The organism is Limnohabitans sp. 15K (assembly GCF_002778285.1).
Lineage (GTDB): Bacteria > Pseudomonadota > Gammaproteobacteria > Burkholderiales > Burkholderiaceae_C > Limnohabitans_A.
The window spans coordinates 212455-228072 of sequence record NZ_NESM01000003.1 but is presented as its reverse complement, the minus strand read 5'-3'; the positions used below and the strand labels follow the sequence as shown (position 1 = coordinate 228072).

Genomic DNA, 15618 nt, shown 5'->3' with positions numbered 1-15618 from the left:
ATACCAAAGGATGTAGAGCTTAAAGCCAGTTGGCTACAACCTGACCGGTATCCCGCGTTCGCGCATCCGCTCTTTCGCCTGCTGCACAGTGTACTCACCGTAATGAAAGATGCTCGCCGCCAGCACCGCGTCGGCACCGCCGATGCTCACGCCATCGGCCAGGTGGTCAAGGTTGCCCACGCCGCCTGACGCAATCACGGGCACGCTCACGGCGTCGCTCACGGCGCGGGTCAGCTGCAGGTCAAAGCCGCTTTTGGTGCCGTCGCGGTCCATGCTGGTGAGCAGGATTTCGCCCGCGCCGTATTCGGCCATCTGCATGGCCCAGGCCACCGCGTCCAGGCCCACGTTTTTGCGGCCGCCGTGGCTGTACACGTCCCAGCCGGGGCCCATGGGCAAACCGTGGGTGCCGATGCGCTGCTCATCTTCCGCGCTGCGGCGCTTGGCGTCGATGGCGACCACGATGCATTGCGCACCGTATTTGGCAGACGCTTCGCGGATGACTTGCGGGTTGGCAATGGCGGCCGAGTTGAAACTGGTTTTGTCAGCGCCCGCGTTCAACAAGCGGCGCACGTCTTCCACCGTGCGCACACCGCCGCCCACGGTGAGCGGAATGAAGACCTGGCTGGCCACGGCTTCGATGATGTGCAAGATCACATCTCGCCCATCGCTGGTGGCGGTGATGTCCAAAAACGTGAGTTCGTCAGCGCCCTGCTCGTTGTAGCGGGCCGCGATTTCGACCGGGTCTCCGGCGTCGCGCAGTTCGACAAAGTTGACGCCCTTGACCACGCGACCGCCGGTCACGTCGAGGCAAGGGATGATGCGTTTGGCGAGCATGGAGGCTTCTCTTCTTGAATAGGTTCAGGGGTTAAGCACTTGCAGGCGCTGCCAGCCCGCCCAGCGCCCACCTACAGGCAAGGTGATGGGCGTGTAGACCTGCGCGGCTTCAACGCACAGCATTTGTCGCCAGCCGTCGTCGGGCATGTCGGTCAGGCGCTTGCACAGGTCTTGTGCGGGGTTCCAGACCACGGTGTTGGCCCAGCTGGGGCTCTGGCTGATCTGCAGGGTCTGGTTCAGCGTCATGGGCTGTGGCCCGGCTTCGTAGACGCGGTCAAATTCGGCAGCAAAGCGGATGGTGTCTTCCGCTTGCGCATGGGTGTCGGTGAGCGAATCCCACTCGGGCTGGCCGCCCAGGCCCTGCAGCGTGGCCTGCGTCACGTCGGGCACGGCCAAATAGGTGTGCAGTGCGCCCGAAAACGCCAAAGGCTGCGCATCGGTGTTGTGCACACCCAAAGTGATTTGCAGCTCACCGGGGCTCAGATCGATTTGGAGCTGCGCTTCAAAAGCCTGCGGCCACCACTGGCGGGTTTGGGCGTTGTCTTTCAGGCGCAGTGTGAGGCGGGCATGGTCATCGCTCAGTTCAGCCGCATCGGCTTGCCAGGCCACGTTGCGGGCAAAGCCGTGTTTGGGCAAGCTGTCGGCCAGGGGGCCGCGTTGGTTGAACTGCGGAAAGCACACGGGCACGCCGCCTCTGATGGCGGCTTGGCCGTCCATCACGCTTTGGGGGCTGAGGTACAGGCGCTCTTGCCCGCCCGATACCCAAGACAGCACATGCGCGCCGTGCAAGGCCACCAGCAGGCGATCACCTGATTGCAGCGACAGCTCACAAGCCGGCAGGCCTGCGAACGTGGTGTCGCGACAAGTGGCCCGAGCGCTCATGTGAAAGGGTCAGCCGTTGAGTTCGTCGGCGCGCTTTTGCGCCAACGCGAAATCGAGGTCGCCCGAGTAAACGGCACGGCCGCAGATCACGCCTTCCACGCCTTCGTCTTCCACGGCGCACAACTGCTCGATGTCGGCCATGTTGGACAGGCCTCCCGAGGCGATCACGGGAATCGTCAAGGCCTGCGCCAGTTTGACGGTGGCGTCGATGTTGATGCCGCTCAACATGCCATCGCGGCCGATGTCGGTGTAAATGATGGACTCAACGCCCCAGTCTTCGAACTTCTTGGCCAAATCCACCACTTCGTGGCCGGTGAGCTTGCTCCAGCCGTCGGTGGCCACTTTGCCGTCTTTGGCGTCCAGGCCCACGATGATGTGGCCGCCAAAAGCGGTGCAGGCGTCTTTCAAGAAGCCCGGGTTCTTGACGGCGGCGGTGCCGATGATGACGTAGCGCAGGCCGCTGTCGATGTATTTTTCGATCGTGTCCAGGTCGCGGATGCCGCCACCCAACTGCACCGGGATGTCGTCGCCCACGGCCTTGAGGATGGACTTGATGGCGTTGAAGTTTTGCGGCTTGCCCGCGAACGCGCCGTTCAGATCCACCAAGTGCAAGCGGCGTGCGCCTTTTTCGAGCCAGGTGCGCGCCATGGCAGCGGGGTCTTCACCGAAGGTCGTGGCTTGGTCCATATCGCCCTGCTTGAGGCGAACGCAGTGGCCGTCTTTGAGGTCAATGGCGGGGATCAGAATCATGGCGAGTTAAATGCAGGTGGGTTGAAAACGGCAGTGAAAACCACTCAAGGCTGCCAGTGGAGGAAATTGCGGAACAAGGCCAGGCCCTGGTCCGCGCTTTTTTCGGGGTGAAATTGGGTGGCAAAAATATTGTCACGGGCAATGGCGCAGGCAAAGCGGCCACCGTAGTCGGTCTGGGCCGCACTGTGCGCCGGATTGGCCACTTGGGCGTAGAAGCTGTGCACAAAATAGTACCAGCTGCCATCGGCAATGCCGCTCCACAATGGGTGAGCGGGTACGTCTTGCCAGACTTGGTTCCAGCCCATTTGTGGCACTTTGTAGCGGGTGCCGTCGGGCTGAATTTGCCCCGCCAGCTCGAACTTGACCACACGGCCGGGAATAAGACCCAGGCCAGGCGTGTTGCCTTCGTCGCTGTGGTCCAGCAACATTTGCATGCCCACGCACACGCCAAACAGGGGTTTGCTGGCGGCGGCTTCGAGAACGGCCTCCATCAACCCCGACTCGCGCAGCTCGCGCATGCAGTCGGGCATGGCGCCCTGCCCCGGCAAGACCACACGGTGCGCGTCGCGCACGACTTGCGGGTCAGACGTCACCGTCACTTCGGCATGGTCCACGCTGGAGGCCGCATGCATCACCGCCTGCGCCACCGAGCGCAAATTGCCCATGCCGTAATCGACAACAGCGACGCGATTGACGCTCATGTCAGAGCGAGCCCTTCGTAGACGGGATCACACCCGCCGAGCGGGGATCGAGTTCGAGCGCTGCGCGGATGGCCCGAGCAAAGGCCTTGAAGATGGTTTCGCACTGGTGATGAGCATTGACACCCTTGAGGTTGTCGATGTGCAACGTGCACAGGGCGTGGTTCACAAAGCCCTGGAAAAATTCGTAAATCAGCTGGGTGTCGAGCGAGCCCAAGGAGCCGGAGGTGAAGTTCACGTCCATGTGCAAACCGGGGCGGCCCGAAAAGTCCACCACCACGCGGCTCAAAGCCTCGTCGAGCGGCACATAGGCATGGCCATAACGGCGGATGCCTTTTTTGTCGCCAATGGCCTGCGCGAAGGCCTGGCCCAAGGTGATGCCGATGTCTTCCACCGTGTGGTGACCGTCAATGTGCAGGTCACCTTCGCAAGCGATGTCGAGGTCGATCAAGCCGTGGCGGGCGATCTGGTCGAGCATGTGGTCCAGAAAACCGATGCCGCTGGCCAGTTTGGCTTGGCCCGTGCCGTCCAGGTTGATGGCGACGCGGATGTTGGTTTCGGCCGTCTTGCGGGTGACTTCAGCGGTACGGTTCATAGCGATTCTTTCAAGGCGGCAAGCATCATGTCATTTTCTGCGGCGGTGCCCACCGTCAGGCGCAGGCAGTTGGCCAGCAATGGGTGCATTTTAGAAACGTTCTTGACCAGCACTTTGTGGGCCTTCATGCCGTCAAAGGATTTGGCCGCATCGGGCACGCGGGCCAAGATCATGTTGGCTTCGCTGGGGAAAGGCTGCACGCCGGGCAAAGCCGTCAGCGCTTGCATCAAACGGGTGCGCTCTTGGCGCAGGTCTTGGGCCTGCGCGGCAAACACCTCGGCATACTCCAGTGCGAACAAAGCACATTCGGCATTGAGCACACTGATGTTGTAGGGTGGGCGCACCTTGTCGACCTCGGCCACCAAAGCTTTGGGGCCGATCATGTAGCCGAGACGCACACCGGCCAAGCCAAACTTGGACAGCGTGCGCATGAGCAAGACATGCGAATGGCGCGTGATGCGGTCGATGTAGCTGCGGCTGGCAAAGGGCTGGTAAGCCTCGTCCATGACGATCAAGCCGCCTTCTGCGCCTTGGGCGAGGACGATCTTCTCGATCGTCTCGTCGTTCCACAAGTTGCCCGTGGGGTTGTTGGGGTAAGCCAAGTACACGATGGACGGCTTGTGTTCGGCAATCGCAGCCAGCATGGCGGCTTCGTCCAACTCGAAATCGGCGGTGAGCGGCACACCGTGAAAGGTCAAGCCTTGCAGCTGGGCGCTCATGGCGTACATCACAAAGCCCGGCAAAGGGGACAGGATGGAAGCGCCGGCAACGTCGCAGGCCATGGCCAGCAAAGAGATCAATTCGTCCGAGCCGTTGCCGAGCATGATGTCGAAGCCTTCGGGCATGCCTGCATAACTTGCCAGCGCATGGCGCAGTTCGTTCACGCGCTCTCCGGGGTAGCGGTTGAGTGCCAAGGCACCCAGTCGCTCACCCAGCGCCTTTTGCAAATCAGCAGGCAGGCGGTGCGGGTTCTCCATCGCGTCGAGCTTGACCATGCCCGCCGAATCCTGGATGGCGTAGGCGTGCATGGACTGGACGTCTTGGCGGATGCGTTGCATGAGTTGGGGGCTGACGTTGCTCATTTCAGGTCTCGCATCGGGGGCACAGAGTTCAAACGGAGTTCGGCGGCGCGAGCGTGGGCTTGCAGGCCTTCGCCATAGGCCAGCTCTGCGGCAATGCGGCCCAGCGTCTGGGCACCCGCTTCGCTCACTTCAATCAAGCTGCTGCGTTTCTGGAAGTCGTACACACCCAGTGGCGACGAGAAGCGTGCCGTGCCGCTGGTGGGCAGCACATGGTTGGGGCCCGCGCAGTAGTCGCCCAGCGACTCGCTGGTGAATGCGCCCATAAAGATCGCACCCGCGTGGCGCAGCAGCGGCTCCCAGCGGTGCGGCTCGCTGCTCGACACCTCCAGGTGCTCGGGCGCGATGCGGTTGCTGATGGCGCAGGCTTCTTCCATGTTGCGCGTCAGGATCAGCGCACCCCGGTCGTTCAAACTCTTGGCGATGATGCCTGCGCGGGGCATCTCGGGCAGCAGGCGGTCAATGGCGGCTTGCACCTCAGCGATGTAGGCCGCATCGGGGCACAACAAAATGCTTTGCGCCAGCTCGTCGTGCTCGGCCTGACTAAACAAATCCATCGCCACCCATTCGGCGGGCGTGGTGCCGTCGGCCAAGACCAAAATTTCTGAGGGGCCCGCGATCATGTCGATGCCCACAGTGCCAAAAACGCGCTTTTTGGCGCTGGCCACATAGGCGTTGCCGGGGCCAGTGATCTTGTCCACTTTGGGGATGGTGGCGGTGCCATAAGCCAAGGCAGCCACGGCCTGCGCACCGCCCACAGTGAAGGCGCGGCTCACACCGGCCACACAGGCAGCGGCCAGCACCAGCGAGTTGCGAACACCCTGAGGCGTGGGCACCACCATGATGATCTCTTGCACCCCCGCCACATGCGCGGGGATGGCATTCATCAACACCGACGAGGGGTAAGCGGCTTTGCCGCCGGGCACATAAATGCCCACACGGTCGAGCGGTGTGACTTTTTGGCCCAGCAAAGTACCGTCTTCGTCGCGGTAAGACCAGCTTTCGCCAGACGCTTTCTTTTGGGCTTCGTGGTATTGGCGCACACGGCTTGCTGCGGCTTGCAGGGCTTCGCGCTGCGCAACGGGCAGGCTGTCCAGAGCGGCTTGTAACTCGGCTTGGGTGATTTCGAGCGCCTTCACGTCGGCGGCTTGCAGTCCGTCAAAGCGCTGGGTGTACTCGAGCACCGCCGCGTCGCCACGCTGTTGCACATCGGCCAGGATGTCGGCCACACGCTGCTCGATGGCGGCGTCGGTGTCGGCAGACCAATGCAGGCGCGCCGCGAAGGCCGCTTCAAAACCGGCGTCGGCCGTGTTCAGTTGCAATGGTTTGGCTTGGAGGCCCATAGATTCCATGTCTTTCAGTCTTTTTTCACCGCGCCCGCGAAGGCATCGATGATGGCGCGGATCGGCGCTTGTTTGAGTTTGAGGGCGGCCTGGTTGACCACCAGACGCGAGCTGATGTCCATGATGCGTTCGACTTCGACCAAGTGGTTGGCCTTCAGCGTATTGCCCGTCGACACCAAATCGACGATGGCATCGGCCAAGCCGGTGAGCGGAGCCAGTTCCATACTGCCGTAGAGCTTGATCATGTCGACGTGCACGCCCTTGGTGGCAAAAAAGTCGCGCGCAATCGCGGTGTATTTGGTCGCCACTTTCAGGCGTGCACCTGTGCGCACGAGCGCCGCATAGTCATCATCGGCCCGCACCGCCACGCTCATGCGACATTTGGCAATGTTCAGGTCCAGCGGCTGGTACAGGCCCTGGCCGCCGTGTTCGATCAGCGTGTCCAGACCCGTCACGCCCAAATCGGCACCGCCATATTCCACATAGGTGGGCACGTCGCTCGCGCGCACCAGCACCACGCGCACATTGGCTTGGTTGGTGGGCAAGATCAGCTTGCGGGATTTTTCGGGGTCTTCGAGCACCTCGATGCCCGCGGCTTTGAGCAGCGGCAGGGTTTCGTCAAAGATGCGTCCTTTGGACAGGGCCAGCGTGATCATTTCACTCTTTCAATGTCGGCACCCAGGCCGCGCAGTTTCAATTCCATGCGGTCATAGCCGCGGTCCAGGTGGTAAATGCGGTCGACAATGGTTTCGCCTTCGGCCACCAAACCGGCAATCACCAAGCTGGCGGATGCGCGCAGGTCAGTGGCCATGACGATGGCACCCGACAGCTTCTCAACCCCTTCGATCACCGACACCTTGCCGTCGATCTGGATGTGCGCGCCCAGGCGAACCAGTTCGTTGACGTGCATGAAGCGGTTTTCAAAAATCGTTTCGGTCACTTTGCTCGCGCCTTGCGAGATGCAGTTGAGCGCCATGAACTGCGCTTGCATGTCGGTCGGGAAGCCCGGGTATTCGGTGGTGCGAAAGCTCTGGGCTTTCAAGCGGCCTTCGGATTTGACGCGGATGAAGCCATCACCCGCTTCGATGGTGGCACCGGCCTCGCGCAGCTTTTCGATGACCACTTCCAAGTGATCAGCGCGGCCATGGCGCAACACCACATCACCGCCCGTGGCTGCGACAGCGCACAGGAAAGTGCCCGCCTCGATGCGATCGGCCACCACCTGGTGCTGGCAACCGTGCAGACGGTCCACACCCTGAATGCGGATGCGGCGTGTGCCGTGGCCTTCGATCTTGGCACCCATCTTGATGAGCATCTCGGCCAAGTCACCAATTTCAGGTTCTTGGGCAGCGTTTTCGAGCACCGTCTCGCCTTCGGCCAACGCCGCGGCCATCATGAAGTTCTCGGTGCCAGTCACTGTGACCATGTCGGTGGTGATGTGTGTGCCCTTCAGGCGTGTGCGGCCCTCGGGCAAGCTGGCCAGCATGTAGCCATGGTCCACGGTGATCACCGCGCCCATGGCCTGAAGGCCTTTGATGTGCTGGTCCACAGGGCGCGAGCCAATGGCACAACCGCCGGGCAAAGACACCTTGGCGTGGCCAAAGCGGGCCAACAAGGGACCCAGCGCCAGCACCGAGGCGCGCATGGTTTTCACCAACTCATAAGGCGCTTCAGGATTATTCAAAGCCCCAGCGTCCAGCGTGACGCGGCCGTCTTCGTGGTGCTCGGCCGTCACGCCCATGTTGCGGATCAGCTTGAGCATGGTCGAGACGTCTTGCAGACGCGGCACATTGCTCAGGGTGACGGGCTCTGCGCTCAGCAAAGCGGCGCACAACTCGGGCAACGCGGCGTTTTTGGCACCCGCCACATCCAGCGTGCCTTGCAGGCGCTTACCGCCGCGAATTTTCAGTTTGTCCATGGATCAGGTCAATTGGCGTTGGGGCTCGGGCTCGATGCGGGCGTTCAGCGCGCTTGCGCGGCCCATTCGGCGGGCGTGTAGGTTTTCATCGACAAGGCGTGCACCTCGTCGGTGTGCATTTTTTGGCCCAAGGTGGCATACACACGTTGGTGGCGGGCAATGGGGCGCATGCCGGCAAAGGCCTCGGACACCACGACGGCGCTCCAGTGGCGTCCATCGCCCTCCACCGTGAGGTGGGTGCATGAAAGGCCTGCGGCGATGATGGCTTGGAGTTGCTCTGCATTCATGGGATTTAGCTTCGGATTTTGTAGCCGGTGCGCAAAAGGTGAAGGGTCAGGCTGCTGATGAGTGCCAAGGCAGTGCCCACCACCGCCAAACTGATCCAAGGCGACACATCGCTTTGGCCAAAAAAGCCGTAGCGAAAACCGTCGATCATGTAGAAAAACGGGTTCAGGTGGCTGAGGTTTTGCCAAAACGGCGGCAGCGAATAGATGGAATAAAACACGCCCGACAAAAACGTCATGGGCATGATGATGAAATTCTGAAAGGCGGCCATCTGGTCGAACTTTTCAGCCCACAGACCGGCGATCACGCCCAAGGCACCCATCATGGCCGCGCCCATGATGGCAAAAGCCAAAATCCAAAGCGGGTTGACGAAGGTGATGTTGACCATCCAGCCGGTGATGACAAAAACGCCCAGACCCACGGCCAAGCCGCGCACGATGGACGATCCCACATAGGCCACAAACCAGCTGCGGTGCGACAAGGGCGTGAGCAGCAAAAACACCAAGCTGCCCATGATCTTGCTTTGTACCAAGCTGGACGAGCTGTTGGCAAAAGCGTTTTGCAACACGCCCATCATGATCAGGCCCGGCAGCAAAAACGAGGTGTAGGGCACGTTGTCGTAAACCTTGACATGGTCTTCGAGCACATGGCCAAAGATCAGCATGTAAAGCACCGAGGTGAGCACCGGTGCGCCCACGGTCTGGAAAGCGACTTTCCAAAAACGCAGCACTTCTTTGTAGAGCAAGGTTTGCCAACCGGTCATGCCAAGGCTCCGGTGGCGGTTTGTTTTCGGTTCATCACTTCTAAGAAAACGTCTTCCAGATCAGCCTGGCGGATCTCCACGTCTTCGACCACCAGCCCCGCTGTGCGCAAGGTGGCCAGGTGGTTTTCAATTTCGGTCGCGTTGTGGACGGGCAACTGGACGATGCGGCCAGTCACCCTGGCGATGGCCGCCACGGCGGGCGGCAAGTCGCCGTCGAGCTTGAAGCGCAACACCTGGCTGGTGGCCGAACGGAGCAAATCGGAGGTGCGTTCCAGCGCCAGCAGCTGGCCGCGCTTGAGCATGGCGATGCGTCCGCACAAGGCTTCGGCTTCTTCAAGGTAATGGGTGGTGAGCAAGACGGTGTGGCCTTGCTTGTTGAGTTTGGCGATGAACGCCCACAAAGTCTGGCGCAGCTCAACATCGACCCCTGCGGTAGGTTCGTCCAGCACAATCACGCGGGGCTTGTGCACCAAGGCTTGGGCTACCAGCACGCGGCGTTTCATGCCACCGGACAGTTGGCGCATGTTGGAGCCCGCCTTGTCGGCCAAGCCCAGGCTGTCCAGCAGCTCGTCGATCCAGGCTTCGTTTTTCTTGACCCCGAAATACCCAGACTGGATGCGCAAAGCTTCGCGCACGGTGAAAAACGGGTCAAACACCAACTCTTGCGGCACCACACCCAGCAATCGGCGCGCTGCGGCGTAATCGCTTTGCACGTCGTGGCCATGCACCAGCACACGGCCTTCGCTCGGACGGCTCAAACCTGCCAAAGTGCTGATCAGCGTGGTTTTGCCTGCCCCATTGGGGCCCAGCAGACCAAAGAACTCACCCTCTTGCACGTCAAAGCTGACTTGGTCGAGCGCTTTGAATGCGGCTGCGCCAACCTGACGAGCAGGGTAGATTTTTGAAACGGATTGGAAGGAAAGCGCTGGCATGGGAGGGCTCTATTTTAGTGCTGAGCCAAAGACTCCGGAGTGCAGCAAGGAGATCGGTGCAAAAAGACCTGAAAACCCTTCATTTAGAGGGGCTGGAGCAGGTCAATCACCCCGTACAAGCCTGCCAACTCGCGCAAGCGCTGCGGCATGTTCTCGACCTGCAAGGCGCTGCCACGCGACACCACCTCACGCCGCAAGCCCAACAAGACCGCCAAAACCGAAGAGTCAAACTCGGTCAGTGCCGAAGCATCCAGCACCACGGCAGGGGGCAAGGTCGCAGGCAATTCCTCCAGCCAATGCGCCAAGCAAGCGTTGGCTTGGTCGTGCAATAAGCTGGCGGGCAACTTCAAGGCGGTCATGTCCAAAAGGCTCAGGCGGGTTTGGCGTTGGATTTGTTGCGCAGCGCCAAGCTGGCGATCAGGGCATCGATGCCACCGGCATTGATCTCTTTGGTGAATTGGGTGCGGTAATTTTCAACCAGCCACACGCCCAGCACATTCAAGTCAAAAATCATCCAACCTGCCCCTTCACCCGGGGTTTTCTCCAGGCGGTAATCGAGCTGTATCGGATCGCCTTTGCCCCGAACTTCGGTGTTGACCACCAAGTTTTTGTCATCTTGGCCTGGGCGCAAAGGCTTGACCAGCACCACTTGGTCACTGATTTGACTGAGTGCCCCAGAGTAGGTGCGAACCAACAAAATTTTGAACTCGTCTTGTAGGCGTTTTTGCTGTTCAGGTGTGGCTTTGCGCCAAGCGGGACCCGTGGCCAACGCGGTCATTCGACGGAAGTTGACATGCGGCATCAACTTGACATCGACCAATTGGATGAGTTTGCTCATGTCCCCGCTGCGCAACGACTTGTCCGCCTTGACGAGATCTAAGGTGTCATTGGTGATGCGCTTGATGAAAGCATCCGGGGCTTCCTCGGAAGCCCAAGCAGGCATTTGGGCCGCGGTCAAGGCCATGGCGGTCACCAGCAGTGCCTGTCGCCGACTCAGGGTCATCTGCGGTATCAGAGAAAAAGTTTTCATTCAATCACTATAAGGTCAAGCAGCAGGCCCATTGTGAACAACTGTAACGGTCACTCGCCACGGCCTGAGGGCTGCCATCAAGGTGCTTCAGACTCGGAATAGTCGAATCGCGCGGGTGGGTTGCCATCGTACACATCGTTTTCACGTTTTTGCAGATACGCGTCACGGACAAAGGTGTAAGGGTCTAAGGCTGCGGCCTTGATGACATCCAATGACTCCAGAAAACCTGAACGGATATCGATCACACGCAGACCCGTCAAGACATTGCGGGTGGCTGTGTCATTGAACTGCTGCACCGCATTGCCTTGCATATCGATGGGTGTGGCCAAGGCGTCACGCAAGGTGGAGGGCCCCAAAATGGGCAGCACCACATAGGGTCCGGACTTGACGCCCCAATAGCCCAAGGTCTGCCCAAAGTCTTCGTTGCGCTTTTCAAGCCGCATCTCGGAAGCCACATCCAGCACACCGCCCAAACCGAAAAAGGTGTTGACCGAGATGCGCATGAAAGTTTCCGCTGCGGCTTGGCCTTTCAACTGCATGGCGGTATTGGCCAAAGTCCAAACATCGCCCAAGTTGCCAATGAAGTTGTGAACGCCCGTGCGCACAGGGCTGGGCAGCACGGTGGTGTAAACCTTGGCTGCAGGCTTGATGGCCGCGTTGTCCAAGACCTCGTTGAAGTTGTAAACACTTCGGTTCATGGACTCCCAAGGATCACGCACATCGGCGCTTTTGACGGATGCACAAGCCTGCAATAAAAGCGCGCTGCTGACCGCAAGGATCCATCCGAGTCGTCTGGTCAAGGTGTTCATGGTTTGGTCCTTTCTGCTGCAGGTTTTTCTGCCTGGCTGTATAAAAATTGGCTGATCAGGTTTTCCAAAATCACCGCCGACTGGGTGGAGCCGATTTTGTCACCCGCGCCCAAGTTTTTCTCATCCGCACCGGGCGAGACATCCAGGTATTGCTCGCCCAGCAATCCACTGGTCAAGATTTTCAGCGAGCTGTCTTGCGGAAACGCCAAGCCTGTCTGCAAGGACAAAGTCACCTTGGCTTGAAAAGACTCGCCATCGAATTCGATTTTCTTGACGCGGCCCACCACCACGCCTGCGCTTTTGACGGCAGCACCGGGCTTGAGTCCCCCGATGTTGTCGAACTTGGCGCTGACCTCGTAATCTTGCTTCAAGCTCCACGTCAACAAATTGGCCGCTTTGAGTGCCAGAAACAGCACCGCAACGGCACCAAGCATCACAAACAAACCGACCCACACATCATTTTTTGAAACTTGCATGCCGTCCTCCTCAAACGCTGAACATCATGGCGGTCAGGATGAAATCGAGCCCCAACACCGACAAAGAAGAAACCACCACACTGCGCGTGGTGGCACTGGCCACACCTTCAGGGGTGGGCTTGGCCACATAACCTTGTAGCAAGGCAATAAAGGTCACCGCCACACCAAACACAATGCTTTTGATGATGCCGTTGCCCACGTCTTTGAAGACATCCACACCGCCTTGCATTTGGCTCCAAAACGAACCGGCATCCACACCGATGAGCAACACACCCACCACGTAGCCACCCAAAATACCCACAGCGCTGAACACGGCGGCAAGCAGCGGCAATGCAATGATGCCGCCCCAAAACCGTGGGGCCAAAATGCGTTGAACGGGGTCCACCGCCATCATCTCCAACGCCGTGAGCTGTTCGCCTGCACGCATCAAACCAATCTCAGCTGTGAGCGAGGCCCCCGCTCTCCCCGCGTAAAGCAATGCGGCCACCACCGGGCCCAACTCCCGAACCAGCGTGAGCGCCACCAACAGACCCAAGGCTTCGGCCGAGCCGTAGCGCTGCAGTGTGTAGTAGCCCTGCAAGCCCAGCACAAAACCCACAAACAAGCCGGACACCATGATGATGGCCAAGGAGTAGTTGCCCAAAAAATGCACCTGGTCCCGCACCAAAGCAAAGCGTTTGAGCGTCGCACCGGACATACCCAAAAGCTTGAAAAACAAACGGGCAGCAAAACCCCAGTCGGCCAACATCTGTCGGGTCGATGCGCCCAAAGCGGCCAGCAAACGGATGATCATGAGGACCTCCGGTCGTAGTCGCGCGTGGCGGGCGGTGCAGGGTAATGGAACGGCACGGGACCATCGCTCAGCGCATGCACGAATTGGTAGATCAGCGGGTCGGTGCTGGCGCGCAGTTCAGCGGGTGTGCCCTGCGCAGCCACGCCACCATGCGCAAGAATGACCACATGGTCAGCGATCTCGAAGGTCTCGGTGACATCGTGCGACACCACCACACTGGTGATGCCCAAGCTGTCGTTCAAGCGTCGGATCAATCGGGCCGCAGTGCCCAGCGAAATCGGATCGAGACCCGCAAAGGGCTCGTCGTACATGATCAAGTCAGGATCAAGCGCGATGGCTCGGGCCAGAGCCACACGACGGCTCATGCCACCAGAAATTTCAGAAGGTTTCAGGTCGCGCGCACCGCGCAAACCCACGGCATCCAGCTTCATCAGCACGATGTCGCGGATCAGGTCTTCCGACAAATCGGTGTGTTCGCGCAGGGGAAAGGCCACGTTGTCAAACACGCTCATGTCGGTGAACAGTGCGCCGAATTGGAACAACATGCCCATGCGGCGGCGTGCGGCATACAGCTCGGCTTGTCGCATGGGCGTGATGTCATCGCCGTCGAACAGCAATTGACCCGCGCTGGCACGGATCTGTCCGCCAATCAAGCGCAAGACCGTGGTCTTGCCGCCACCCGATACCCCCATCAAGGCCGTGACCTGTCCGCGCGGCACATTGAAGCTGAGGTTCTTCAAGATGACACGGTCGCCGTACCCGAAACTCAGGTCGCGCAGTTCAACAAGGGGCGGTGGTGTGGTGTGCGTGGTCATGAAAAAACAAGAGCCGGAAGGTCCGGCTCTTGTGGTTTTAGAGGTTCACGAGAGAACTTGTTCTCACCATGACATTCAAGGGATTTTACCTAGAACGAATGTTCCTCATCGCGGGAGGTCGCTCGCGCCCATCAAGAACTCGTCCACCGAGCGTGCGGCTTGACGTCCTTCACGGATGGCCCAGACCACCAGCGACTGGCCACGGCGCATGTCGCCAGCGGCAAACACCTTGGGCACGTTGGTGGCATAGCCGCCTGTGAAGTCGGTGCTCGCCTTGGCGTTGCCGCGGGCGTCCTTGTCGATGCCAAAGGCATCGAGCACGGTGGCGACCGGGTTGGTAAAGCCCATGGCCAGCAAAACCATGTCGGCTTTGTATTCCTTCTCGGTGCCAGGCACCTCGACCATCTTGCCGTCCTTGAACTCGACGTGCACGGTTTTCAGACCCGTGAGCTTGCCTTTTTCACCGATGAATTCCTTGGTGGAGATGGCGAATTCGCGTTGCAACAGGCCTTTTTCAGCGCTCTCGTCGTGGCTGGAGCTGGTGCGCAGCTTCATGGGCCAATAAGGCCAAATCATGGCTTTGTCTTCTTTTTCAGGCGGCTCGGGCATCACCTCAAACTGGGTCACGCTCACAGCGCCATGGCGTGTGCTGGTGCCCACGCAGTCGCTGCCAGTGTCGCCGCCACCGATCACGATGACACTTTTGCCATCGGCGCGCAATTGGCCTTTAACCTTGTCGCCCGCATTGACTTTGTTTTGCTGGGGCAAGAATTCCATCGCGAAGTGGATGCCGTCGAGGTCACGGCCCTTCACAGGCAGATCACGCGACTGCTCAGAGCCACCGGTGAGCAGCACAGCGTCAAAGTCTTTCTTCAGCTGTTCAGCCGAAATGGTTTCCTTGGCCCAGTTGGTGACCTTGGAATCCTTGGGCCACTCACCGACCAGCACGCTGGTACGGATCTTCACGCCTTCGGCTTCGAGCTGCTGGACGCGGCGGTCGATGTGCGTCTTTTCCATCTTGAAATCAGGAATGCCGTAACGCAGCAAACCACCCACGCGGTCATTCTTCTCGAACAAGGTCACGTCGTGGCCAGCGCGGGCCAGCTGCTGAGCGGCGGCCAAGCCTGCGGGGCCTGCGCCAATCACCGCCACTTTTTTACCGGTTTTGACTTTGGCGGGACGGGGTTTGACCCAGCCCTCGGCCCAAGCGCGGTCGATGATGGCATGTTCAATAGACTTGATGCCCACGGCGTCATCGTTGAAGTTGACCACACACGCAGCCTCGCAGGGGGCGGGGCAAATGCGGCCAGTGAACTCGGGGAAGTTGTTGGTGCTGTGCAGCACTTCGATCGCGTTCTTCCAGTCGCCTTCAAACACCAGATTGTTGAAGTCCGGAATGATGTTGTTGACCGGGCAGCCGTTGTTGCAAAACGGTGTGCCGCAGTCCATGCAGCGTGCGGCTTGCGTTTTGGACTGCTCGGGTGTCAAACCAATCACGAACTCGCCGTAGTTTTTCAGGCGCTCGGCGACCGGCTTGTAGCCTTCTTCGATGCGCTCAAATTCCATGAAACCTGTGATTTTTCCCATGATGTTTCCTTAGCTTCTTAACTTGGGGC

Annotated in this window: 19 protein-coding genes; all 19 read right to left on the bottom strand. The window is 59.8% G+C overall.

All coding sequences use genetic code 11. The features are described 5' to 3' along the window. Positions 1-33: 33 nt before the first annotated feature. The 19 genes from hisF to B9Z40_RS12170 all read right to left on the bottom strand — a co-directional run bounded on the left by hisF (position 34) and on the right by B9Z40_RS12170 (position 15589). On the bottom strand, positions 34-834 hold the full coding sequence (gene hisF, locus B9Z40_RS12260) for an imidazole glycerol phosphate synthase subunit HisF (RefSeq protein WP_100173638.1): 801 nt from the start codon (positions 832-834) through the stop codon (positions 34-36). A gap of 24 nt (positions 835-858) precedes the next feature. Continuing rightward, on the bottom strand, positions 859-1716 hold the full coding sequence (locus B9Z40_RS12255; protein WP_100173637.1) for a D-hexose-6-phosphate mutarotase: 858 nt from the start codon (positions 1714-1716) through the stop codon (positions 859-861). A gap of 9 nt (positions 1717-1725) precedes the next feature. Next, entirely contained in the window at positions 1726-2466 is a 741-nt protein-coding gene (hisA, locus tag B9Z40_RS12250) for a 1-(5-phosphoribosyl)-5-[(5-phosphoribosylamino)methylideneamino]imidazole-4-carboxamide isomerase (RefSeq protein ID WP_100173636.1), read from the bottom strand. A 44-nt stretch (positions 2467-2510) separates the two neighbouring features. Beyond that, positions 2511-3167 (bottom strand): imidazole glycerol phosphate synthase subunit HisH, encoded by a 657-nt coding sequence (hisH, locus tag B9Z40_RS12245; RefSeq protein WP_100173635.1) that lies wholly within the window; start codon positions 3165-3167, stop codon positions 2511-2513. 1 nt (position 3168) lies between these two features. Continuing rightward, the gene (gene hisB / locus B9Z40_RS12240) at positions 3169-3759 is read right to left on the bottom strand and encodes an imidazoleglycerol-phosphate dehydratase HisB (protein WP_100173634.1); all 591 of its coding nucleotides are present in this window, start codon (positions 3757-3759) and stop codon (positions 3169-3171) included. Further along, the gene (hisC, locus tag B9Z40_RS12235) at positions 3756-4841 is read right to left on the bottom strand and encodes a histidinol-phosphate transaminase (protein ID WP_100173633.1); all 1086 of its coding nucleotides are present in this window, start codon (positions 4839-4841) and stop codon (positions 3756-3758) included. The genes hisB and hisC overlap by 4 nt, the downstream gene beginning before the upstream one ends. Beyond that, the gene (hisD, locus tag B9Z40_RS12230; RefSeq protein ID WP_100173632.1) at positions 4838-6181 is read right to left on the bottom strand and encodes a histidinol dehydrogenase; all 1344 of its coding nucleotides are present in this window, start codon (positions 6179-6181) and stop codon (positions 4838-4840) included. Before hisD ends, hisC begins: the two co-directional genes overlap by 4 nt. 14 nt (positions 6182-6195) lie before the next feature. Further along, a complete protein-coding gene (gene hisG, locus B9Z40_RS12225; protein ID WP_100173631.1) occupies positions 6196-6837 on the bottom strand; it encodes an ATP phosphoribosyltransferase in 642 nt (213 codons plus the stop codon). Beyond that, the gene (murA, locus tag B9Z40_RS12220; protein ID WP_100173630.1) at positions 6834-8099 is read right to left on the bottom strand and encodes a UDP-N-acetylglucosamine 1-carboxyvinyltransferase; all 1266 of its coding nucleotides are present in this window, start codon (positions 8097-8099) and stop codon (positions 6834-6836) included. Before murA ends, hisG begins: the two co-directional genes overlap by 4 nt. A gap of 44 nt (positions 8100-8143) precedes the next feature. Further along, positions 8144-8386: a BolA family protein gene (locus B9Z40_RS12215; RefSeq protein ID WP_100173629.1), complete on the bottom strand. Its 243-nt coding sequence runs from the start codon at positions 8384-8386 to the stop codon at positions 8144-8146. A 5-nt stretch (positions 8387-8391) separates the two neighbouring features. Next, positions 8392-9147 carry an ABC transporter permease gene (locus B9Z40_RS12210; RefSeq protein ID WP_100173628.1) on the bottom strand — a complete coding sequence of 252 codons (756 nt, stop codon included), beginning with the start codon at positions 9145-9147 and terminating at the stop codon, positions 8392-8394. After that, complete coding sequence (locus B9Z40_RS12205; RefSeq protein WP_100173627.1) at positions 9144-10079, bottom strand: ABC transporter ATP-binding protein; 936 nt, start codon at positions 10077-10079, stop codon at positions 9144-9146. The genes B9Z40_RS12210 and B9Z40_RS12205 overlap by 4 nt, the downstream gene beginning before the upstream one ends. Positions 10080-10162: 83 nt before the next feature. Beyond that, positions 10163-10438: a lipid asymmetry maintenance protein MlaB gene (locus B9Z40_RS12200; RefSeq protein ID WP_100173626.1), complete on the bottom strand. Its 276-nt coding sequence runs from the start codon at positions 10436-10438 to the stop codon at positions 10163-10165. An 11-nt stretch (positions 10439-10449) separates the two neighbouring features. Continuing rightward, positions 10450-11109 (bottom strand): phospholipid-binding protein MlaC, encoded by a 660-nt coding sequence (locus tag B9Z40_RS12195; protein WP_100173625.1) that lies wholly within the window; start codon positions 11107-11109, stop codon positions 10450-10452. 77 nt (positions 11110-11186) lie between these two features. Then, complete coding sequence (locus B9Z40_RS12190) at positions 11187-11918, bottom strand: VacJ family lipoprotein (RefSeq protein WP_100173624.1); 732 nt, start codon at positions 11916-11918, stop codon at positions 11187-11189. Then, positions 11915-12394 (bottom strand): outer membrane lipid asymmetry maintenance protein MlaD, encoded by a 480-nt coding sequence (gene mlaD / locus B9Z40_RS12185; protein ID WP_100173623.1) that lies wholly within the window; start codon positions 12392-12394, stop codon positions 11915-11917. Before mlaD ends, B9Z40_RS12190 begins: the two co-directional genes overlap by 4 nt. 10 nt (positions 12395-12404) lie before the next feature. Continuing rightward, a complete protein-coding gene (gene mlaE, locus B9Z40_RS12180) occupies positions 12405-13187 on the bottom strand; it encodes a lipid asymmetry maintenance ABC transporter permease subunit MlaE (protein ID WP_100173622.1) in 783 nt (260 codons plus the stop codon). Then, positions 13184-14002: an ABC transporter ATP-binding protein gene (locus B9Z40_RS12175; protein WP_100173621.1), complete on the bottom strand. Its 819-nt coding sequence runs from the start codon at positions 14000-14002 to the stop codon at positions 13184-13186. Before B9Z40_RS12175 ends, mlaE begins: the two co-directional genes overlap by 4 nt. 105 nt (positions 14003-14107) lie before the next feature. Continuing rightward, positions 14108-15589, bottom strand: coding sequence for a glutamate synthase subunit beta (locus B9Z40_RS12170; RefSeq protein ID WP_100173620.1), 1482 nt, complete (start codon positions 15587-15589; stop codon positions 14108-14110). Between the last annotated feature and the right edge of the window lie 29 nt (positions 15590-15618).